Here is a 21,279-nt window from a genome sequence, read left to right on the forward strand (position 1 = left end):
CGATACCTCTATCTCAGTTAGTCTCATCCGTGAGACTAACTGGGGGAGCCGTGGAACCTTTCATCGGCAGACGTCGCGAGCTCGCGACCCTCAAGCGCGCGCTGGAGAAGACCGGCCGCCGTCAGTTCGATCGGCCGGGACGCGCCCTCCTCATGAGGGGGCGCCGCCGTGTCGGAAAGTCGCGTCTGGCCGAGGAGTTCATCCGGCAGGCCCAGGTGCCGCACATGTACTACACGGCCACCGGCTTCTCGACCGGCCAGGAACTGCGCATTTTCGCCGAGGACGCGTGCTCGTCCAACCTGCCGGGGGCGTCCTCATTCGCCGGCAAGCGGCCGGAGTCGTGGCACGAGGCGCTCTCCCTCCTGGCTCGCGCACTCCCGGAGGACTCTCCGAGCATCGTGGTCATCGACGAACTGCCCTACCTGATCAAGACGGACCCTACGCTGGAAGGCGTGCTGCAGAAGCTCTTCGACAGGGAGTTCTCGCGGCGGCCGGTGCTGCTCCTGCTCATCGGCTCGGACCTGTCCATGATGGAGGCGATCAACACCTACGAGCGCCCCTTCTACCAGCGCGCCGCCGACTTCGTGGTCGACCCCCTCACACCGGACACCCTCGCGCAGGCGCTCGACCTGCCTCCAGCCGAGGCGATCGACGCCCATCTGGTTTCGGGCGGACTGCCGATGATCTGCGAGGAGTGGCCCAAGGGAGCCTCGCTCTGGACCTACCTGGAACAGGCGGTCCGCGACCCGCTCTCGGCCATGGTCGTCAGCGGCGAGCGCGCTCTGGCCGCGGAGTTCCCGCCTGAGGCTCACGCCCACCAGGTGCTCAACGCCATCGGGTCGGGGCAGCGCACGCACTCCAACATAGCGGCCGCGACTCAGGAGATCCCTCGGGCTACGATGAACCGGGCGCTCCAGCTTCTCTTGGAGAAACGCCTGATCGCCCTGGAGCGGCCTCTGTCCACGCGCCCCTCGCGAGACTCGCGCTACCGGGTGATCGACTCGCACCTGCGGTTCTGGATCTCGTTTATCGGGCCCCGTCTGACCGACATTGAACGCGGCCGGGGCGACATGGTGCTGGCGCGAATTCGCCGGTCGTGGACGTCGTGGCGGGGACTGGCCGTCGAGCCGCTGATTCAGGAGTCTCTGCGCCGGATGGACGGGCTGCCCGAGGAGACCGGGGCGGTCGGGGGGTACTGGACGCGGACGAACAACCCGGAGATCGATCTGGTCGGCGCCGATCGGGAGCCGGTCGCCAAGCAGATCATGTTCGTCGGGTCCGTGAAGTGGCAGGAGAACCGGCCCTTCGACCATCACGACCTGAGCGAGCTCATCGTGCACCGGGCGCAGATGCCGGGAGCCGACACCTCCACGCCCCTCTATGCCGTCTCCCGCAGCGGTTGCGAGGTGGACGGGGTCACGCACATCACTCCCGAGCGGTTGCTCGACGTCTGGCGCTGAGCCGCCGGCGGCCACGACCGCCTTCGGACGCGCCGCGGCCCGGGCCCGGATTCTTCTCCAGGGCCCGGGCCGCACGCTGTTCCGGCCGCACAGGCGGCTTTCGTCCGTACCGTGGGGGTCAGGTCAGGCGGAACTGCAGGCCGGTGTCCCACTTGTGCGGGTCGGGCTCCACCCGCGGGTCCGTCTGGAAGAGCTCCAGGCGGCAGCCCCAGTGCTCGGTCCCGTCCTTCTCGGTCAGGTCGAACGTCAGGCCCTGCTCCCCGGCCCACTTCAGCGTCGCCTCGACGACGCCGAAGAGCTGGTCGGGATGGCCGTGGTGGGAGACGGTGACGTAGCGGCCCGCGGGCAGGGTGTCGGCGAAGACGTCGCCCTCGCCCTCCACCGGCGCGGCCACCGGCACCCCCGCCTGCACCACCAGCCGGTCGCGGGCCAGGTCGATGCTCTCGTAACGCAGGAAAGGCGCGCCCGCGGGGTGCGCGCCGCGCTCGGCGAGCCAGCCGATGATCTCCCCGATGCGATCCGCGACCAGCCCGAAGGTGGTCATGGTGATGGTACGGCGCACCCCCACGTACGGGCGCCCGGGGAACTCGACGATCTGTGGCATGTTCTGTTTCCTCCTTCACCCCTCAGTACGGAGCGCGGCCCCGAAACTCATCGGCAGCCCGAAGAACGGGAACAGCCCCGGATCGAGATAGGTGGTCTCCCCCACGACCACGCCCCCGGACACCTCCAGGACGAGCAGCGCGAACGGCTCCCCGTTCAGGTACTGCCCGAAGGCCGGGCAGCCGTTGGCCCGCGTCGGCACCAGGCGGGACCCGGCGCACGGCGCGTCGGAGTGCAGCAGCACGGCCCGGATGTCCTCGCGCCCCCGCAGCCACCACGTGAACGGCGGCATGGACGACGTCGCGTCCTCGTGCAGCAGCGACACCAGCGCGTCCACGTCGTAGCGCTCGAACGCCGTCACGTACCGCGCCAGCAGCCCCTCGTCCACCGCGGCGTCGAGGGGGTCCGAGGCGGGCAGCCTGGCCCTGGCGCGTTGCAGGCTGCTGTTGACCGAGGTCACCGTGGCACCCAGGAGGGCGGCGGTCTCGGCGGCGCTCCACTTCAGCACGTCGCGCAGGATGAGCACGGCGCGCTGCCGGGGCGGCAGGTGCTGCAGCGCGGCCACGAACGCCAGCCGCACCGTCTCCCTCGTCACGGCCAGGTCGGCGGGGTCGAGAACGCGGGCGTCGGGGACGGGCTGCACCCAGCGGTTCTCGGGCAGCGGCTCGCCCAGCGCGGCTCCGGGGACGGCGGCGGGGCCCAGGTCCATGGCGCGGGCGCGGCGCTGCGGGCCTCTCAGCATGTCGACGCAGACGTTGGTGGCCAGGTGGAACAGCCACGGGCGCAGCGGCCCGCGCCCCGGGTCGTACGTGCGCCAGGCCCGGACGAACGTCTCCTGCACCGCGTCCTCGGCCTCGAACCCCGACCCCAGCATCCGGTAGCAGTAGCCGGTCAGCTCGACCCGGTGCCGCTCCATCTCGGCCACCCCGCGCCCCTCCGGCCCGGCCCAGGCAGGCCCTCCCGGCGCGGTCTCGGCCTGCCTTCGCCGCGCGGTCTCCACCGGCCCTCCCGGCGCGGTCTCCCCGTTCAGCACGGGACCACCTCGATCTGCAGTTCGGTCACCCACTCCGCGCGGTCCTCGGGAACGTGCAGCGAGACCTCCCTGGGCAGGTCGAGGGCGCGGTAGCCGTGCTCCTCGATCCAGTGGGCCAGCTCCTGGAACGTCGGCCCCGCCTCCTCCATCGGCCCGCGGTGGATGATCGTGGCGGCGGTCTCGACGGCGGGCAGGTCCGCGACGTCGAAGTCGTGTCCCCCGGGCGACACGTTGGCCGGCAGGCAGGCGTGCACCATCACGGTGCCGTCGTCCTCCTGGAGGTAGTGGGCGATGCCGGGGCCGAGGATCCGCACGCCGGCCGCGTCCACCCGCCGGCAGAGCTCCTCGAACAGGGGCGAGATGACCGGCCCGATGTCCTCGCCCTCGTAGCTGGCGGCCCTGGCGGAGAGCTGGGCGACGCGGATCCGGTCGAGCCTCTTCAGCACGACCTCCGCCGTGCCCATGTGCCCCTCCGTCTCGATCGTGCGCAGCCGCGCCTCGACGCTGCGCAGCCGGGCCAGGTCGGCGTTGATCCGGGCTTCGAGCTGGGCGCGGCGCAGGCGCACCATGCCGTGCAGCTCCTCGGTGCTCACCTTCTCGTCGAGGATGGCCCGCACCTGCTCCAGCGTGAAGCCGAGGTCCTTGATGGCGACGATCCGGTTGAGCCTGGCGAGCTGTTCCGCCTGGTAGGAGCGGTAGCCGGTGACCGGGTCGACGTGCGCGGGGCGCAGCAGGCCGATGGCGTCGTAGTGGCGGAGCATCCGTACGGACACCAGTCCCAGCCTGGCGAAGTCTCCGATGCTGAACATGGCCTCTCAAGGTGTAGGGCCTGACACGGTGTCAGAGTCAACCTATGGCGATTTTTTACGCCTTGGGGTACTTTTCGGTTCAAGACGGGCGACCGAACGTTCGGTAGGGCGGACCCCTTGACCATCCCACGACTCACCGACCGCGACACGAACGCCGGCGAGCGGATCAGGACGGCGGCCGTGCTGCTGTTCGCCCGGCAGGGCTACGCCGCGACGAGCATCCGGGACCTCGCCCGGGCGGTCGGCCTGACCAACGCCGGCATCTACCACCACGTCACCAGCAAGGAATCCCTGCTGGCCGACCTCATGCGGACGGCCCAGCGGGGGCTGATCGAGGCCACCGAGCGCATGCTGGCCCCGTACGAACGGCCCGCGGACCGCCTGGCCCTGCTGATCAGCTCCCTGACCGCCGTCCACGCCCGCAACCCGATGACCACCCGCGTCATGGACGGCGAGCTGCGCTCCCTGACCCCCGGCTCCGCCGCCCACGACGAGATCATCGCCCTGCGCGACGCGTACGAGGCCCACTGGAAGCACGCGCTGTCCGACGGCGTCATCCAGGGCGTCTTCCGCGTCGCCGACGAGAAGCTGACCCGGCTCGCCCTGATGTCCATGTGCACCGGCACCAGCGAGTGGTACCGCCCCGACGGGGACTCCACGCTGGAGCAGGTGTGCGCCGAGTTCGTCGCGATCGGCCTGGCCGCCGTCCGAGCCCCGGCCCAGCCCGTCGCCCTGGCCGATTTCTGCCTCTTGCCCGAGTTCCCGTGGGAGCCGCCGGATGCCAGAAACGATCCCCGACCTGATGAGGCACGCCGCTAGCGCGTACGGCGGGCGCGAGTTCCTCCGATTCCCCGACGCGTCCCTGACCTTCGCCGAGGCCGACGCGCGCTCCGACCGGCTGGCCGGCGCGCTGGCCGACAAGGGCGTACGGCCCGGCGACCGGGTGGCGATCATGATGGACAACGTGCCGGGCTGGCCGCTGACCTGGCTGGCGACGCTCAAGGCCGGCGCGGTGACCGTGCCGGTGAACGTCCGCTACCGGGCCGCCGACCTGGCGCACGTGCTGCGCGACTCGGGCGCGGTGGCCACGGTCACCACGGCCGGGCACGCCTCCCGCGTCCCCGGCACGGCGCACCTCTTCGACGCCCTCGACGACGGCGGCCACCGCGCCCCCGCCTTCCACGCCAAGCCCGACGACGTCACGAATTTTCAGTACACGTCGGGCACTACGGGCTTCCCCAAGGCCTGCATGCTCACCCACGACTACTGGCTCAGGACCGCCCGGGTCGTCGCCGACCAGGTCCGGCTCCGGGACGACGACGTCATCATGATCGCGCAGGCGTACTCGTACCTGGACCCGCAGTGGGTCACCGTGCTCGCGCTCCTGGGCGGCGTGCCCCTCGTCGTGCTCCCCCGCTTCTCCGCCTCCGGCTTCTGGGCCTCGGCCCGGCGGCACGGCGCGACGCTCACGTACGTGCTGGGCACCATGCCCCTGCTGATGCACAAGCAGCCGCCCCACCCGCACGACCGCGACCACCGCATGCGCGTGGTGCTCTGCTCCGGCATCCAGCCCGACCTGCACGCCGCGTTCGAGGAGCGCTGGGGCGCGCCGTGGCGCGAGCTGTACGGCTCCACCGAGAGCGGCGCCGACCTGGTGATGCCCCTCGACGCCGACGACACGGTGGGCACCGGCGCCATGGGGCTCGCGCCGCCCGGCAAGGAGGTCCGCCTCGACCCGGAGACCGGCGAGATCCTGGTCAGGGGCGTGCCCATGATGAAGGGCTACTGGAACCACCCCGAGGCCACCGCCCACGCCTTCAGAGGCGGCTGGTACCACACGGGCGACCTGGGCGTACGCGACGAGCGCGGCCATCTCCGGCACGCCGGGCGGATCAAGGACATGGTGCGCAGGGGCGGCGAGAACATCTCGTGCGCCGAGGTGGAGCGGGTGCTCGCCGGGCACCCGGCGGTCCTGTCGGCGGCCCTGGTGCCCATCCCCGACGACCTGTTCGGCGAGCTGCCGAAGGCGTTCGTCCAGCTCCGCCCCGGCCACGAGCCGACGGCCGGGACCGCCATGAGCGTGGCCGACCACGCCAGGGAGCGCCTGGCCGGCTTCAAGGTCCCGGCGTACGTGGAGTTCGTCGCGGAGTTCCCGCTCACCCCGTCGGCCCGCATCGAGAAGCGCCACCTCCTCGGCCTCCGGCGCGACCAGCGCGCCGCTCCGGCCATCCACGTGGAAAGGGAATCCCGATGATCGACGTGACCGTACGCGACGAGGTGGCCGTGATCACGCTCGCCCGCCCGGACAAGCTCAACGCCCTCACCGCGGCCATGCGGGTGGACCTCGCGGCGGCCGTCCGCGAGCACGGCGCGAGCGCCCGGGGCATCGTGGTCACCGGCACGGGCCGGGCGTTCTCGGCCGGCGAGGACCTCCGCGAGGCCGCCGGCCGGTCGCTGGTGGCGGAGGTGGCCTCGTTCCACGACATGACCAGGGCCGTGCTGGAGACGCGCGTCCCGGTGGTCGCGGCGGTCAACGGCCTGGCCGTGGGCGGGGCCGCCGAGTGGACGCTCTGCTTCGACGCCCGCCTCGGCACGCCGTCGGCGGAGTACTTCCTGCCGGAGAACCGCATCGGCCTGTCGATCTCGAACGCCTCCAGCTACCTGCTGCCCCGCCTCCTGGGCGGCCGGGCGCTGCGGCTGGTGCTCGACGCGGCCCGCCTGAGCGCCGCCGACGCCCTGGACGTCGGCCTGCTGGACGAGATCGTGGCCCCGGAGGAGCTGGTGGAGGCGGCGATCGCCCGCGTGCGCCGCTGGACCGCCCCCGGCGCCGCCACGGCCGTGCACCTGGCCCTGCTGCGCCCGCCGCCGGCGGAGGTGGAGCGGGCCTTCCAGGCGGAGACCGAGGCGGCCGAGCGGGTGGAGGCGTCGGGCATCGCCCAGGCCGGCATGGCCGAGTTCGTCAGCAGCAGGGCCAAGCCGACCCCGTGAGCAGCGGCCCCGGCCGTACGGCGGGACCGGCCGCTCGGCGGAACCGGCATCAGGCGGGCCCGGCCGCTTGACGGAACCGGCATCAGGCGGGCCCGGCCGCTTGACGGAACCGGCATTCAGGCGGGACGGGCCGCTTGACGGAACCGGATTCAGACGGGACCGGCCCGGAGGCCGGGCTAGGCGACGACGATGGCGGCGACCGTCAGCGCCACCGCCACCACCAGCACCGCGATCGAGTCGTAGGACCACCTCACCCGGGCGGGCGCCGGCGCGTCGTCGCGGCGCCGGGCCGACTCGGCGCGCTCGCGGATCTGGTCGCCCACCCAGTCGGCGTGCGTCTTGCCGGAGAACGCCTCCATGGCCGCCTGCTCGCCGCGCGCCAGCGTCGGCTCGGTCCGGAAACGCCCCCGCTCCGCCTTGGGCGCCCCGCGCCGCTCCGCCTTGGCCCGCTCGCGCGCGCTGCTCATCGGGGTCCACAACCGCAGCACCTGGTCGTCGCCGTGCCGGACGTTGATGGCGTGCGACACCGTCACGTCGTCGATCGCGGCCCACGGCACGACCGTGGTGCGGAACGGGTTGCGCCCCACCAGCCCCTCCTCGGTGAAGACCGTGGCGGGGCGCAGCGCGACCGCGTACACCAGGGCCGTCAGCGCCCCGAGCACGGCCAGCGCCACCAGCGACGGCTTGCCGTTGAAGCGGGCGATCAGGTCGTAGACGTTGAACGCCACGAACGCCACCCACACCCACGCCAGCACGAAGGCGGTCTTGGAGCGGTAGGTCTGTTTCACGGCTGCCACTTGATCTGGGCGAAGCCGGGCTTGATCACGCCGTTGATCAGCGCCAGCCGCTCGTCGAACGGGAGGAACGCCGACTTCATCGCGTTGACCGTGAACCACTGCAGGTCGTCCCAGCCGTAGCCGAACGCCTCGACCAGCTTGTGGAACTCCAGCGACACGCTGGTCGAGCTCATCAGCCGGTTGTCGGTGTTGACCGTGACCCGGAAGTGCAGCCGCCGCAGCAGCCCGATCGGGTGCTCGGCGATCGAGGCGGCGGCGCCGGTCTGCAGGTTGGAGGTGGGACACATCTCCAGCGGGATGCGCTTGTCGCGGACGTACGCCGCCAGCCGCCCCAGCTTGGCCGTGCCGTCGGAGGCCACCGAGATGTCGTCGATGACGCGCACGCCGTGCCCGAGCCGGTCGGCGCCGCACCACTGGATGGCCTGCCAGATCGACGGCAGCCCGAACGCCTCGCCGGCGTGGATGGTGAAGTGGGCGTTCTCCCGCTGCAGGTATTCGAAGGCGTCGAGGTGCCGGGTGGGCGGGTAGCCGGCCTCGGCCCCCGCGATGTCGAACCCGACCACGCCGCCGTCGCGGTAGCGCACCGCCAGCTCCGCGATCTCCCTGGAGCGCGCCTGGTGGCGCATGGCGGTCAGCAGCGTGCCGACCCGCAGGCCGCGCCCGCGCGAGCCCTGCTCGAAGCCCTCCAGCACCGCCTCCACCACCTGGTCGAGGCTCAGCCCCCTGGTGGTGTGCTGCTCGGGCGCGAAGCGCACCTCGGCGTAGACCACGCCGTCGTCGGCCAGGTCTTGCGCGCACTCGGCGGCCACGCGGACGAGGGACTCGCGCGTCTGCATGACGCCGACCGTGTGGTCGAACGTCTCCAGGTAGCGTTCGAGCGAGCCCGAGTCGGACGCCTCCTCGAACCACTGGCGCAGGTTGTCGGGATCCTCCGTGGGCAGCCGGCCGTAGTCGGTCTCCCGGGCCAGCTCGACGATCGTCTCGGCGCGGAGCCCGCCGTCGAGGTGATCGTGCAGCAGCACCTTGGGAGCCCGCCGGATCTGGTCAAGGGTGGGGCTCATCTGGCCATGATATGAGCACCACCCACCTCCACCGCTATGGCTCGGGACCGCTCCCCGAACCCGGCCGGGAGGGCGAGGGACACCGCGCCCCGGTGCGCCCCTGTGCGCCCCTGTGCGCGCCCCTGCGTGGTCTCAGTCGCGGCCGGCGGACTCGGGCGAGAAGGCGGGCAGGCACACCGCGATGTACTCGGCGCCCTCGGGGCCCACGCTGTAACGCACCTTCTCCCCCGGCGAGGTGACCACCGACTGCCCGGCGCCGACGCGGGTCGTGCCGCCGTCGTGCTCGACGAGCACCGTGCCGCGCAGGACCACGGTGTACTCGGTGAACGACGGCGTCTGCGCCGGCTCCTCCCAGCCGGGCGGCGCGGTCATGTGGGCGATGGAGACGGCCTCGTCGCCGCTGTTGACGCGGCCGACGTGCTCGTCGATGAGCTTGCCGCCGGGTACGGGGATGCGGGCCGGGCCCTCGATCTTTCTCACCACGACGCCAGTCTGCCACGACCCGACCTGCCCCGATGTCGACGTGCCACGAGCCCGAGGCGGCACGATCCGGGGTGCCACGGCCTCAGCGTGCCACGTCGAGGACCAGCCGGTTCGGGGAGTCCTGCTCGGTGACCCGGAAGGCGGTCCGCCTGGCCAGCGCCAGCCCGATGCCGACCCTGCCCTCGAAGTCGCCGGTCCTGACGACGCCGGTGAGGTTGTCCAGGTTCGCCTCGTAGACGGGACCGCCCGCCCAGGTGGACCGGCCCTCGTCGTCGTGGGCGTTCGCGGGGAAGAGCGTGAGCTGGAGGTACGCGCCGCCGGGCACGTCGATCGCCCGGCCCGACCCGTCCTGGACCAGCTCGTCCACCCATTTCACGCTGTATCCGGGGATGCCGCCCTTGAGCTCCACGACCAGCCGGTCGTACGCCTCGTGGGCGGCGTACCGTACGGACGTCACAACCGCGGGCTCCATCCCCGACCGGTCGACGTCGACCTCGGCGGTGCTGGTCGGGATGTCGGGCCCCGGCGCGGGCGACCCGGGAGCCGACCCGGGGGCCGACTCTGAGGCGGACCCGCTCCCGGAGCCGGTACCGGGAGCGGGCTCGGAAGCGGTCTCGGTGGCGGGCTCGGTCGCGGTGGCCTGCGGCAGGGTGGCCTGCGGGGCGGTGCCGCACGCGGTGAGCACGGTGGCGAGGCAGGCCAGCGGAACGGCCACGCGGGCGCGCGACGGCCGGCCGCGGGGCGGGGATGACGGGCGCATGCCCGGTAGATGCCCAGCGTACGGCCCTGCAAGCCGCGTCACGGCCGCTCGTTGCGCCCTTTCCCCGGCCTTCCCCCGGCCTTCCCCCCGGCCCCCCACGCCCCCCGACCGACTTATCCCCCGATCAACGGACAAGGCCCATATATACGAGCAGCCCCACCAATAAGCCGACAGCGCCAAAGGCCATGGGGCCCCGCCCGGCCGGCGGAGCCCCATGGAGGTCAGACGACCTCGTACGCCTTCACGTCCCGCTCGTCCACCACCGGCGCCGGCTTGCGGGCCCGCAGTCCCGTGGCCGAGATGGCCAGCCCGACCAGGGCCAGCACGAGCGAGACCACGATCGCCGCGCGCAGCGAGCCGATGGAGAGCGTCTCGCCGCCGCCCGAGGTGAGCACGGCCGTCACCACGGCCAGCACGATCGCGCCGCCCACCTGCCCGGAGGTGTTGAGCAGGCCGGAGGCCAGCCCCTGCTCGTCGTCGTCCACGCCGTTGGTGGCCTGGATGTTCAGCGAGGGGAACGACAGGGCGAACGCGATGCCCAGCAGGACCATGCCGGGGATCACCAGGCCGCCCAGGCTGGGGGTGCGGTCGATGCCGAGGAAGACGGCGTACCCGCCGGCCAGCGCGGCGGCGCCGACCACGATCAGCTTGCCGGTGCCGAACCGATCGGCGAAGTCGCCCATCTTCGTCGAGGTGAGGGCGACGAGCAGGCCGGCGGGCAGGAACGCCATGGCGGTGCCGAGGGCGGACCAGCCCAGCAGGTTCTGGAAGTACTGCATGGCCACGAACTGGAAGGCCACGTACGAGCCCATGAGGATGAGCAGCCCGAGGTTGGCCCGGACGATGTGGCCGGAGCGCAGGATGCCCAGCCGCACCAGCGGGTGGCGGACCCGCAGCTCGGTGAGGACGAACAGGCCGAGCAGCGCGGCCACGCCCACGAGCGAGCCGATCGTCTGGAGCGAGGCCCAGCCGGCCTCCGGCGCCTGCACGACGGTGAAGACCAGCAGCAGCATCGACGCGGTGATGGTCACGGCGCCGACGAGGTCGTGGCCGCCCTCGGCGCGCTCCTCCGACCCCCGGGGCAGCACCTTCAGCGCGGCGACCAGCGCGATGATCGCGACGGGCACCGGCATCAGCAGCGTCCAGCGCCAGCCGATCTCGGTCAGCAGGCCCGACAGCACCAGCCCCAGCGAGTAACCGCTGGCGCCGCAGGCGGTGAAGATGCTCAACGCCCTGTTGCGCTCAGGGCCTTCGGGAAAGGTGGTAGTGATGATCGACAAGGCGGCCGGGGCGGTGAACGCGGCGGCCACGCCCTTCACGAAGCGGGCCGCGATCAGCAGCGCGCCGTCGTCCACGATGCCCCCGAGCAGCGACGCGACGGCGAAGACGCCCAGCGCGACCAGGAACACCCTGCGCCGCCCGAGCAGGTCGGCGGTCCTGCCCCCGAGCAACAGAAGACCGCCGTAGCCGAGCACGTAGCCGCTGACCACCCACTGCAAGGAAGAGGTGCTGAGCCCCAGGTCGTGCTGGATGGCGGGCAGCGCGACGCCCACCATCGAGACGTCGAGGGCGTCCAAGAAGATCACGGCGCAGAGCACGGCGAGCGCCGCCCACCGCCGGGATGAGGAAGAAGACATGAGGCAGAACATTACATGCAGACGCATCTAATGCAAGTGCATTTAATGCTGTTGCATGAGTTTTTCCGAGGTGGTACTCTCCCCGGCATGGACGAGCAGTTCGTGGTCGACACCTGGCGATACGTCCTGGCCAAGCACGCCAAGGCCATGTGCGCGCTGGAGCGCGAGCTGGGCGATCGGCACGGGCTCGGGCCCAGCGAGTTCGAGGTGCTCGACCGCATGGTGCACCACGGCAGGAAGCTGCGCATCCAGGAGCTCTGCGATGAGGTCCACCTGAGCCAGAGCGCGCTGTCGCGGGTGGTGGCCCGGCTGGAGAAGGCGTCGCTGGTCTCGCGCGGGGTGTGCGACGTCGATCGCCGGGGCGTGTTCGTGTGCATCACGGACGAAGGGCGCGCCCGCCACGCCGAGGCCCTGCCGACGCAGCGGGCGGTGCTGGCCGAGGTCTTCACCGAAGCCCCGGCCCTCACTTCTTGAGCGGTGCTACCCGGCCGTGATGCGGTCGATGACGAGGGGGAGCTGCTCGCCGGCGGTCTCCCCGACCGCGTACCCGCCCTCCAGCGCCTCCAGGGCGCGCTCGAACCGCCACGTCTCGTCGGCGTGCAGGGTCAGCAGCGGCTGCCCCTGCCGCACCAGATCGCCCGGCTTGGCGTGCAGCACGATCCCGGCCCCGAACGAGACCGGGTCCTCCTTGCGCGCCCGTCCGGCCCCGAGCCGCCAGGCCGCCAGGCCCACGGCGTAGGCGTCGAGGCGGGCCAGCACGCCGGACGACGGCGCCTCGACGGTCATCGTCTCGGCCGCCCTGGGCAGCAGCGCGTCCGGGTCGCCCCCCTGGGCGGTGATCATGCGCCGCCAGGCGTCCATGGCCGACCCGTCCTCCAGCGCCTTCTCCGGGTCCTTGCCCCCGGAGATCCCGGCCGCCGCCAGCATCTCGCGCGCCAGCCGCACGGTCAGCTCGACCACGTCGGCGGGCCCGCCGCCGGCCAGCACCTCGACCGACTCGGCGACCTCCAGCGCGTTCCCCACGGCCCGGCCGAGCGGCCGGTCCATGGCGGTCATGAGCGCGACGGTACGCACCCCGGCGTCCGTCCCGAGCGCGACCATGGTCTCGGCCAGCTCGCGGGCGGCCGGCACGGTCTTCATGAACGCCCCCGAGCCGACCTTCACGTCCAGCACGAGCGACCCGGTGCCCTCGGCGATCTTCTTCGACATGATCGAGGAGGCGATCAGCGGGATCGACTCGACGGTGCCGGTGACGTCGCGCAGGGCGTACAGCTTCTTGTCGGCGGGCGCGAGGCCCGAGCCGGCCGCGCACACCACGGCCCCGGCCGAGCGCAGCACGTCCAGCATCTCGGCGTTGGAGAGCGAGGCCCGCCAGCCCGGGATGGACTCCAGCTTGTCCAGGGTGCCGCCGGTGTGCCCGAGCCCGCGTCCGGACAGCTGCGGCACGTACGCGCCGCACGCCGCCACCAGCGGGGCCAGCGGCAGCGTGATCTTGTCGCCGACCCCGCCCGTGGAGTGCTTGTCGGCGGTGGGCCGGTCGAGGGCCGACCAGTCCATGCGCTCGCCGGAGCGGATCATGGCCTGGGTCCAGTCGGCGATCTCGCGCCGGTCCATGCCGTTCAGCAGGATCGCCATGGCCAGGGCCGACATCTGCTCGTCGGCCACCTCGCCGCGCGTGTAGGCGTCGATCACCCAGTCGATCTGCGCCGTGCTCAGCTCACTCCGGTCCCGCTTGGCCCGGATGACCTCGATGGCGTCCACTCACGCACCCCCGCCGCACTCGATGGCGTCCACTCACGCGCTCCTGCTGAGGTCGTGCGGCCCGAACGCGTACGGCAGGATCTCGGCCATGCGCTTGGGCCCGTCCTCGGTCTCGACCAGCAGGTCCTCGCCGCCGAACTCGTACAGGAGCTGGCGGCAGCGCCCGCACGGCATCAGCAGCTCGCCGTGGCCGTCCACGCAGGTGAAGGCCACCAGCCGGCCGCCGCCCGAGCGCTGCAGCGCCGAGACCAGCCCGCACTCGGCGCACAGCCCGACGCCGTAGGAGGCGTTCTCGACGTTGCAGCCGGTGACGACGCGCCCGTCCTCGACCAGCGCCGCCGCCCCGACGGGGAATTTCGAGTACGGCGCGTACGCGTGCCGCATGGCCTCGGCCGCCTCGTCGCGCAGGCCGTCCCAGTCGATGTTCAATGTTGTTCCCCCCGGCGGTAGCTGACGCCGTCGGCCTTGGGCATCCGCAGGCGTTGCGAAGCGACCAGGAGCACGAGCAGCGTGAGCACGTGTGGCGTGATGAAGACGAACTCGTTCGGCAGCTGGTCGACGGTCAGCCAGAGCCAGAACAGGATGACCGCGCCCAGAGCGGCGCAGGCCATCAGGGTGTACTGCCTGGCGCCACTGGCCGCCAGCTCGGCGGGCCGGCCGGAGGAGGTCAGGCGGCGGATCTGCAGGCCCAGGTAGATCAGCAGCAGCACGGCTCCGAACAGGAAGAACGAGGTGATCGCCTCGCCGCTGCGCAGCCGCAGGCCCTCGGTGTAGCCGAACAGGGAGGCGCCGACGGCCAGGCCGCCCGGCCGCCAGTTCCCGAAGATCATCGCAGCCAGGCCGATGAAGCCGCGCCCGGCCGTCTGGCCCTCGACGTACTTGTCGGAGATGAAGACCAGGAACACGCCGCCCAGCCCGGCGAACGCGCCGGAGATGACGACGGCGATGTACTTGATCCGGTAGACGTTCACGCCCAGCGACTCGGCCGCCCACGGGTTCTCGCCGGCCGAGCGCAGCCGCAGGCCGAAGGCGGTGCGCCAGAGCACGAAGAAGGTCAGCGGCAGCAGCAGCACGGCCAGGATCACCAGCACGTTGACGTTGTGCGTCAGGCCGCGCAGGACGCCCGCCACGTCGGACAGCAGGAACCAGTGCGTGCTCTCCAGCTTGCCGAGCAGGTCGGGGCCGTCGGAGAGGATCGGCAGGCTGGGCTCCCACGTACGTCCGGTGACGGCGGGTGAGGTGGTGATGCCCGCGCCGGCCTCGTTCGCCTGGGTGCCCTCCTTGTAGAGCACCTCCGACAGGAAGCGGGTGACGCCGGGGCCGAGCAGGTTGATGGCCACGCCGCTGATGATGTGGTCCACGCCGAACGTCACGGTCGCGATGGCGTGCAGCAGGCCGCCGAGCGCGCCGCCGAGCAGCCCGGCGGCCAGCGCGGCCAGGGGGCCCCACTGGTATCCGGCCCAGCCGGCGAACCAGGTGCCGAGCACCATCATGCCTTCGAGGCCGATGTTGACCACGCCGGCCCGCTCGGCCCACAGGCCGCCGAGCCCGGCCAGCCCGATCGGCACCGCCAGCATCAGGGCGGCGCCGAACGTGCCGGAGGAGGTGATGTCGTTCTGGCCGGTGATGATCCGCACCAGCGACAGCAGCAGGATGAGCGCCGCGACGCCGACGAGCGCCAGGTGGTACTTGCCGACCCGGGTCATGCTGTCACCTCAACCGGTGTGTTCCTGGCGAGCTGCTGGGCGGCCCGGCGCTCTTCGAGCCTGAGCGCGAGGCGCTTGGTGATCTCGTTGGCGATCACGACGAGCAGGACGATCACGCCCTGGATGATCGTGACCACGGACGCCGGCACGTGCGCCTCCTGCAGCGCGCCCTGGGCCCGGTCGAGGAAGGCGAACAGCAGCGCGGCGATCGCGATGCCGGCCGGCTTGTTCCGGCCGAGCAGTGCCACCGCGATGCCGAGGAAGCCCAGCCCGGCGGTGAAGTTGGAGTTGTAGGCGCCCCGGTCGCCGAGGATCTCCGGCAGGCCGATCAGCCCGGCGACCGCGCCGGACATCACCATGGCCGCGATGACCATCGTCTTGGGGGCGACGCCCGAGGCGAGCGCCGCGGGGCCGTTGAGGCCGCTGGCCTTGACGTTGAAGCCGAAGCGGGTGCGCTCCAGCACCAGCCAGACCACCACGCCCAGCACGATCGCCACCAGCAGGAAGCCCCACAGGCCGCCCGCGCGGGTCGGGCGGACCATGCCGAACCAGTCGAAGACGAAGTTCAGGTCGGGGAACATCGCCGACTCGGGCAGCGGCGGGGTCGTGGTGGTGAGGTCGCCTTCCTTCTGGCCGCTGAACGGGCCCCTGACCAGGTAGGAGGCCAGGTTGATGGCGATGTAGTTCAGCATGATCGTGGCGATGACCTCGTTCACGCCCCTGGTGACCTTCATCACCGCGGGGACCAGCGCGTAGAAGCCGCCGACCAGCGCCGCGACGATGATGATCACCGAGATCTGGATCCACCCCGGCGCGGTGAAGGTCGAGCCGACGTAGGCCGCGCAGATGGCGGCGATCCGGTACTGGCCCTCGACGCCGATGTTGAACAGATTCATCCGGAAGCCGATGGCCACCGCCAGGCCGGCGATGAACAGCGGGATCGCCCGGTCGATGAGGGCCGCGACGCCGTTCGACTGCGCCCGCTCGGTCGCGCCGAAGTCGAAGAAGGCGGCGAGCGCGTCGAGCGGGCCTCCGCCCGCGGCGACGATCGCCACGCTGCAGATCGCGATCGCCAGGATGACGGCGACGATGGCGCCGGCGACGGTGAGCAGCGCCCGGTTGAGCCCGGCGGGCATCACGTCTCCTCAGTGCCGGCGATGGCGCCGGTCATGTAGCCGCCCAGCCGCTCGGGCGTGATGTCGGAAGGGTCGAGCGCGGCCACGAGCCGCCCCCGGTAGATGACCTGGATCGCGTCGGACAGCCCGATCAGCTCGTCGAGGTCGGCCGAGATGAGCAGCACCGCCAGCCCGGCCGCGCGCGCGTCGCGCAGGTGGTCCCAGATGGCGGCCTGGGCGCCGACGTCCACGCCCCGCGTGGGGTGGGCGGCGATGAGGAACGCGGGCGCGCCGCTCATCTCCCGGCCCACGATCAGCTTCTGCTGGTTGCCGCCCGACAGGGCCAGGGCCAGGGTGTCCACGCCTGGCGTGCGCACGTCGTACTCCCTGACGATGCGCTCGGTGTCGGCCTTGGACGCCTTCCGGTTGATCCAGATGCCCCTGCGCGCGGGCTTCCTGGTCTGGTGGCCGAGCACGCGGTTCTCCCACAGCGACGCCTCCAGGAGCAGGCCCTGGCGGTGGCGGTCCTCGGGGATGTAGCCGATGCCGGACTCCCTGCGCCTGAGCGTGGACCAGGAGGTGATGTCCCGGCCGGTCAGCTCGATGAGGCCGTGCGCGGGGCGGATGCCCATGATGGCCTCGATCAGCTCGGACTGGCCGTTGCCCTCGACGCCCGCGATGCCGAGGATCTCGCCCTGGTGGATCTCGAACGACACGTCGTCGAGCAGCAGGCGCTTGCCCTCCTCGCGCAGCTTGGCCACGTACGCCTCGGCGGAGGCGCCCTTGGGCACCGGGCGGTGGCCGTCGGCCTCCATGGTGAGCCCGGAGACCTTCAGCGTCACGACGTCGGTCACCGTGGACTCGCGGGTCTCGGGCGTGGGCAGCTCGCTGCCCACCATCAGCTCGGCGAGCTGCCGCGCGGTGACCTCGCCCGGGTCGACGCTGGCGACCGTGGTGCCGCGCCTGATCACGGTGATCGCGTCGGCGATGCCGAGCACCTCGTCGAGCTTGTGCGAGATGAAGATGACGGTCAGGCCCTCGGCCTTCAGCTCGCGCAGGTTCTGGAAGAGCTCCTCGACCTCCTGCGGCACCAGTACGGCCGTCGGCTCGTCGAGGATGAGGATGCGGGCCCCGCGGTAGAGGACCTTGAGGATCTCGACGCGCTGGCGGTCGCCGACGCCGAGGTCCTCGACGAGCTTGTCGGGGTCGACCCGCAGGCCGTGGGTCTCGGCCAGCTCGTTGATGCGGGCACGGGCGGCGGCCGTGTCCAGCAGGCCGGCCCGTTTCGGCTCGGCCCCGAGCACGATGTTCTCCAGGACCGTGAAGTTGTCGGCGAGCATGAAGTGCTGGTGCACCATGCCGATGCCGACCCCGATGGCGTCGCTCGGCGTGCGGAAGCTGACCTCCGCGCCGTTGACCCTGATGGTGCCCTCGTCCGGCTTCTGCATGCCGTACAGGATCTTCATCAGGGTCGATTTGCCCGCGCCGTTCTCCCCGACGATGGCGTGCACCGTGCCGGGCCGGACGGTGATGCGGATGTCGTGGTTCGCGACGACGCCGGGGAAACGCTTGGTGATGCCCTCCAGCTCTACGGCGGGTTTCGCCGTGGCCAGGGTGTCAGCACTCATTTCGCCTCTCCTACAGGGGGGCGGCATAGACAGAAGGCCCGAAGTGGGGACTCCGGGCCCTCAGCTGTCTCTTCTACCCCGATTACGGCTTGGCAGGAACCGTGATTTTGCCGTCGACGATGTCCTTCTTGGCAGCGTCGAGCTTGTCCTTGATGTCGTCGATCTCGCCGCCGGTGGTGGCCAGGCCCACGCCGTCGACCTTCAGGTCGTACGTGACGTTCGTGCCGCCCTTGGCGCCGCCCTGGAAGGCCTTGATGAACTCGAAGACGCCGACGTCCACGCGCTTGAGCATCGAGGTCATGATCACCGACTGCAGGTCGGTCTCCTTGACCGTCTGCCGCTGGTCGGAGTCGACGCCGATGGCCTTCTTCTTGGCCGCCGCGGCCGCCTGGAACACGCCGAGGCCGGAGTCGCCGGAGGCGTGGTAGATGACGTCCGCGCCGCTCTGGTACATCTTCTCGGCCGCGACCTTGCCCTTGTCGGGGGCCTTGAAGCCGGAGAAGTCACCGTCGGGGGTGAGGTACGTCACGTCGATCTTGGCGTCCGACTTGACGGACTTCACGCCCGCCACGAAGCCCGCCTCGAACTTCTTGATCAGGTCGTTCTCGACGCCGCCGACGAAGCCGACGTGGCCGCTCTCCGCCTTGGTCGCGGCGGCGACGCCCGCCAGGTAGGAGCCCTGCTCCTCGGCGAACAGCAGGCCGGTCACGTTGGGGGCGTTGGAGGCCGAGTCGACGACCGCGAACTGGACCTCCGGGTACTCCTCGGCGGCCTTCTTGATGTCCTCGGCGTAGGCGAACCCGACGCCGATGATCGGGTTGTAGCCCGCGTCGGCGAGCTGGCGCAGCAGGTCACCGCGGTTGGAGCCGTCCGTGGACGGGCTCATCTCCTTGATCTCGGCGCCCAGCTCCGTCTTGGCCTTCTCCAGGCCGGCGTAGGCCGAGTCGTTGAACGACTTGTCGCCGCGCCCGCCGATGTCGAACGCGAGTCCCACCTTGAGCGCGCCCTTGGACGCCTCGCCGCTCGTGCCGCCCGTCGGCTCCTGGCCGGCCGTGGTCCCCCCACCGCCACCGCCGCACGCGGCCGCCGCCATGAGCATGACGCCGGCGACCGAGCCGAGCGCCACCCTGTTGAATCGCTTGCCGAGCAAGGCGACTCCTTCCATTTCCCCGCCGCCGAATCTCATCGCGGGCGCGAAGAAACGTACGGCACCTGCACGGAAGATAGTTGCTTGACCAGGGACAACCAAACTGGGACACAGGGTCGCAACCGCTCCGTTACCGACATCACTCGCGACCGTGACCTGAATCGCGATCCAGTCACACAGGACACTCGGCGGAAAGATTTGCCCAACTTTGGTGGTCGATCACCCCTTGCCCCAGGGCCGATCGTGACGGAGATTCCCAGCGAACGGTCGAAATCTTCGTATCGGAGTCCCGCATGCACCGTTGGAGAGCACTCTCCGTGCCGCTGGCCGCCTTACTCGTGGCGACCCTGGCCGGCACCGCGCCCGCCACCGCCGCCCCGCCCGGCCCGCCGGCCACCTCAGCCACCCCGGCCATCACGATCGCGGACAACGCCACCCAGCCCGTCTTCTCCCGGGCCGACGCCATCGAGCAGACGGTGTTCGTCGAGGTGGCGGGCACCGACAGCGACCACGACGGCGCCCCCGACCGGGTCGCCGTGGACATCCTGCGGCCCAAGGAGACCGAGCAGGGGCTCAAGGTCCCCGTGATCATGGAGGCGAGCCCGTACTACGCGGGCGGCAACGACGTCGCCAACCACCCCGTGGACGTGGACGAGAACGGCGTCCCGCTGCCCGCGCTCACCGCCCTGTCGGCCCGGCAGGACGCCGGGCCCTTCGACGGCTACTACGACAACTACTTCGTGCCCCGCGGCTACGCCGTCGCGCTGGTGGAGAACCTCGGCAGCGGGCGCGCCACCGGCTGCCCCACCTCGGGCGCGCCCAACGAGACCGCCGGCCCCAAGGCCGCCATCGACTGGCTGAACGGCCGCGCCAAGGGCTTCGACGCCGCGGGCAACCCGGTCACGGCCACCTGGTCGACGGGCAAGGTCGGCATGATCGGCGTCTCCTACAACGGCACGCTGCCCAACGCGGTGGCCGCGACCGGCGTGGCGGGCCTGGAGACGATCGTGCCGATCGCCGCCATCTCCAGCTGGTACGACTACTACCGCGCCAACGGCGGCGTCCTGGCCCCTGGCGGGTTCCAGGGCGAGGACCTGGACGTGCTCGCGAAATACGTGCTGACCAGGGAGAACGGCCAGCAGGCGTGCGGCGCGCTGATCGACGGCATCACCGCCGCCCAGGACCGCGTCACCGGCGACTACGGCCCGCTGTGGGACGAGCGCAACTACCTCAACGACGTGCGCAAGGTGAAGGCCAGCGTCTTCGTCGTGCACGGCCTCAACGACTGGAACGTCAAGACCAAGCACTTCGCCCAGTGGTGGTACGCGCTGGCCAAGCGGGACGTGCCGCGCAAGCTCTGGCTGCACCAGGGCACCCACATGAACCCCTTCAGCCTGCGCACCGCCGAGTGGCTGCGCCAGCTGCACGGCTGGTTCGACCACTGGCTGCACGGCATCGACTCGGGCGTCATGCGCGAGCCGCAGGCCGACGTGGAGATCGCCGCCGGCCAGTGGACCCGGCACCGCTCCTGGCCGCCGCCGGGCACCGTCACCGTGCCGCTCCACCCGGGCCCCGGCTCGACGCTCGGCCTGACGCCGCGCCGGCACACGGCCCCCGAGTCGTTCGTGGACCAGAAGGACAGGACGGCCGAGCAGCTCGTGGAGGCGACGGGGGCCGACCCGAACCGGCTGGCCTACACGACCGGCGCGCTGCCCGCCGACGTGCGGATCGCGGGGACGCCGACGGTCTCCGTGCGGGCCTCGGTCAAGGACGGCGCGTCGCCGTACCTGACGGCGCTGCTGGTGGACTACGGCACGGACGTGCGCCCGAACGGCACGCTGGTCTCGACCGGCCAGACCTACTGCTACGGGCAGGGCGTGCCCGGCGACACGGGCTGCACCACGCTCAGGCAGCTCGGCACCGCGAGCACCCCCTACAAGATCGTCACCAGGGGCTGGATCGACGTCCGCAACCGCCACCGCGCCGACCGGACGGAGCCGCTGCGCCCCGGCAAGGACTACACCTTCACCTGGGACTTCCAGCCGACGGACTACGTGTTCAAGAAGGGCCACCGGCTGGGCCTGGTGATCATCTCCACCGATCGCGACTACACGCTGCGCTACCCGCCGGGCACCCGGATCACGGTCTCCCCCGGCAAGTCGTCCCTGCACCTGCCCGTCACCTTCGGCCGGCTCCGCTGACCGCCCCCGGCAGACCCCGCTGAGACGGCACGCGGCCCGCCCCGCTTGTGCGGGCGGGCCGCGTGCACGGCGTCCTGCCGCCGGCGTGCA

The 21,279-nt window shown here is 71.5% G+C and carries 20 protein-coding genes; 6 read left to right on the plus strand and 14 right to left on the minus strand.

The window, feature by feature from the left end; translation table 11 throughout:
* Nucleotides 1-50 precede the first annotated feature (50 nt).
* Nucleotides 51-1,460 carry an ATP-binding protein gene (locus IO39_RS13135; protein WP_043621071.1) on the plus strand — a complete coding sequence of 470 codons (1,410 nt, stop codon included), beginning with the start codon at nt 51-53 and terminating at the stop codon, nt 1,458-1,460.
* Nucleotides 1,461-1,578: 118 nt separating this feature from the next.
* Here the strand turns inward: IO39_RS13135 and IO39_RS13140 are convergent, their stop codons facing one another.
* From IO39_RS13140 to IO39_RS13150, 3 genes are all read right to left on the minus strand, one after another.
* Complete coding sequence (locus tag IO39_RS13140; protein ID WP_043621074.1) at nt 1,579-2,064, minus strand: GyrI-like domain-containing protein; 486 nt, start codon at nt 2,062-2,064, stop codon at nt 1,579-1,581.
* A 15-nt stretch (nt 2,065-2,079) separates the two neighbouring features.
* Complete coding sequence (locus IO39_RS13145; RefSeq protein WP_043621363.1) at nt 2,080-2,988, minus strand: sigma-70 family RNA polymerase sigma factor; 909 nt, start codon at nt 2,986-2,988, stop codon at nt 2,080-2,082.
* 101 nt (nt 2,989-3,089) lie between these two features.
* Complete coding sequence (locus tag IO39_RS13150) at nt 3,090-3,905, minus strand: MerR family transcriptional regulator (protein ID WP_043621077.1); 816 nt, start codon at nt 3,903-3,905, stop codon at nt 3,090-3,092.
* Between the two features lie 117 nt (nt 3,906-4,022).
* On the opposite strand from IO39_RS13150, the gene IO39_RS13155 reads away from it, so the two are divergent.
* Genes IO39_RS13155 through IO39_RS13165 form a run of 3 tightly spaced genes read left to right on the plus strand, consistent with a single transcriptional unit; the run spans nt 4,023 to nt 6,893 of the window.
* On the plus strand, nt 4,023-4,724 hold the full coding sequence (locus IO39_RS13155; RefSeq protein WP_052422822.1) for a TetR/AcrR family transcriptional regulator: 702 nt from the start codon (nt 4,023-4,025) through the stop codon (nt 4,722-4,724).
* A complete protein-coding gene (locus IO39_RS13160) occupies nt 4,684-6,159 on the plus strand; it encodes an AMP-binding protein (RefSeq protein ID WP_245641945.1) in 1,476 nt (491 codons plus the stop codon). Before IO39_RS13155 ends, IO39_RS13160 begins: the two co-directional genes overlap by 41 nt.
* Nucleotides 6,156-6,893 (plus strand): enoyl-CoA hydratase/isomerase family protein, encoded by a 738-nt coding sequence (locus tag IO39_RS13165; protein WP_043621081.1) that lies wholly within the window; start codon nt 6,156-6,158, stop codon nt 6,891-6,893. The genes IO39_RS13160 and IO39_RS13165 overlap by 4 nt, the downstream gene beginning before the upstream one ends.
* Nucleotides 6,894-7,069: 176 nt before the next feature.
* Here the strand turns inward: IO39_RS13165 and IO39_RS50575 are convergent, their stop codons facing one another.
* The 5 genes from IO39_RS50575 to IO39_RS13190 all read right to left on the minus strand — a co-directional run bounded on the left by IO39_RS50575 (nt 7,070) and on the right by IO39_RS13190 (nt 11,631).
* Nucleotides 7,070-7,681, minus strand: coding sequence for a PH domain-containing protein (locus IO39_RS50575; RefSeq protein ID WP_052422824.1), 612 nt, complete (start codon nt 7,679-7,681; stop codon nt 7,070-7,072).
* Nucleotides 7,678-8,751, minus strand: a complete 1,074-nt coding sequence (locus IO39_RS13175; RefSeq protein WP_043621084.1) for an adenosine deaminase — start codon at nt 8,749-8,751, stop codon at nt 7,678-7,680. Before IO39_RS13175 ends, IO39_RS50575 begins: the two co-directional genes overlap by 4 nt.
* A gap of 132 nt (nt 8,752-8,883) precedes the next feature.
* On the minus strand, nt 8,884-9,234 hold the full coding sequence (locus IO39_RS13180; protein WP_043621090.1) for a cupin domain-containing protein: 351 nt from the start codon (nt 9,232-9,234) through the stop codon (nt 8,884-8,886).
* Nucleotides 9,235-9,316: 82 nt separating this feature from the next.
* Entirely contained in the window at nt 9,317-9,994 is a 678-nt protein-coding gene (locus IO39_RS13185) for an AMIN-like domain-containing (lipo)protein (RefSeq protein ID WP_043621094.1), read from the minus strand.
* 221 nt (nt 9,995-10,215) lie between these two features.
* Nucleotides 10,216-11,631, minus strand: coding sequence for an MFS transporter (locus IO39_RS13190; RefSeq protein ID WP_245641946.1), 1,416 nt, complete (start codon nt 11,629-11,631; stop codon nt 10,216-10,218).
* Nucleotides 11,632-11,718: 87 nt separating this feature from the next.
* Between IO39_RS13190 and IO39_RS13195 the strand changes: the two genes are divergently transcribed.
* Nucleotides 11,719-12,105, plus strand: a complete 387-nt coding sequence (locus tag IO39_RS13195; protein ID WP_043621098.1) for a MarR family winged helix-turn-helix transcriptional regulator — start codon at nt 11,719-11,721, stop codon at nt 12,103-12,105.
* A gap of 6 nt (nt 12,106-12,111) precedes the next feature.
* On the opposite strand, the gene IO39_RS13200 is transcribed toward IO39_RS13195, so the two are convergent.
* The 6 genes from IO39_RS13200 to IO39_RS13225 form a co-directional block, all read right to left on the minus strand.
* Entirely contained in the window at nt 12,112-13,392 is a 1,281-nt protein-coding gene (locus IO39_RS13200; protein ID WP_043621101.1) for a thymidine phosphorylase, read from the minus strand.
* 33 nt (nt 13,393-13,425) lie between these two features.
* Nucleotides 13,426-13,821 carry a cytidine deaminase gene (locus IO39_RS13205; RefSeq protein WP_043621104.1) on the minus strand — a complete coding sequence of 132 codons (396 nt, stop codon included), beginning with the start codon at nt 13,819-13,821 and terminating at the stop codon, nt 13,426-13,428.
* Entirely contained in the window at nt 13,818-15,098 is a 1,281-nt protein-coding gene (locus tag IO39_RS13210) for an ABC transporter permease (RefSeq protein WP_043621107.1), read from the minus strand. The genes IO39_RS13205 and IO39_RS13210 overlap by 4 nt, the downstream gene beginning before the upstream one ends.
* Nucleotides 15,095-16,234: an ABC transporter permease gene (locus IO39_RS13215; protein WP_043621111.1), complete on the minus strand. Its 1,140-nt coding sequence runs from the start codon at nt 16,232-16,234 to the stop codon at nt 15,095-15,097. The genes IO39_RS13210 and IO39_RS13215 overlap by 4 nt, the downstream gene beginning before the upstream one ends.
* Nucleotides 16,234-17,841 (minus strand): ABC transporter ATP-binding protein, encoded by a 1,608-nt coding sequence (locus IO39_RS13220; RefSeq protein WP_043621114.1) that lies wholly within the window; start codon nt 17,839-17,841, stop codon nt 16,234-16,236. The genes IO39_RS13215 and IO39_RS13220 overlap by 1 nt, the downstream gene beginning before the upstream one ends.
* A gap of 82 nt (nt 17,842-17,923) precedes the next feature.
* Nucleotides 17,924-18,991 (minus strand): BMP family lipoprotein, encoded by a 1,068-nt coding sequence (locus tag IO39_RS13225; protein WP_043621116.1) that lies wholly within the window; start codon nt 18,989-18,991, stop codon nt 17,924-17,926.
* A gap of 290 nt (nt 18,992-19,281) precedes the next feature.
* Here IO39_RS13225 and IO39_RS13230 point away from each other — a divergent pair, with 290 nt between their 5' ends.
* Nucleotides 19,282-21,189 (plus strand): Xaa-Pro dipeptidyl-peptidase, encoded by a 1,908-nt coding sequence (locus IO39_RS13230; protein WP_043621119.1) that lies wholly within the window; start codon nt 19,282-19,284, stop codon nt 21,187-21,189.
* Nucleotides 21,190-21,279 lie beyond the last annotated feature (90 nt).

This window comes from Nonomuraea candida, from assembly GCF_000725485.1.
Lineage (GTDB): Bacteria > Actinomycetota > Actinomycetes > Streptosporangiales > Streptosporangiaceae > Nonomuraea > Nonomuraea candida.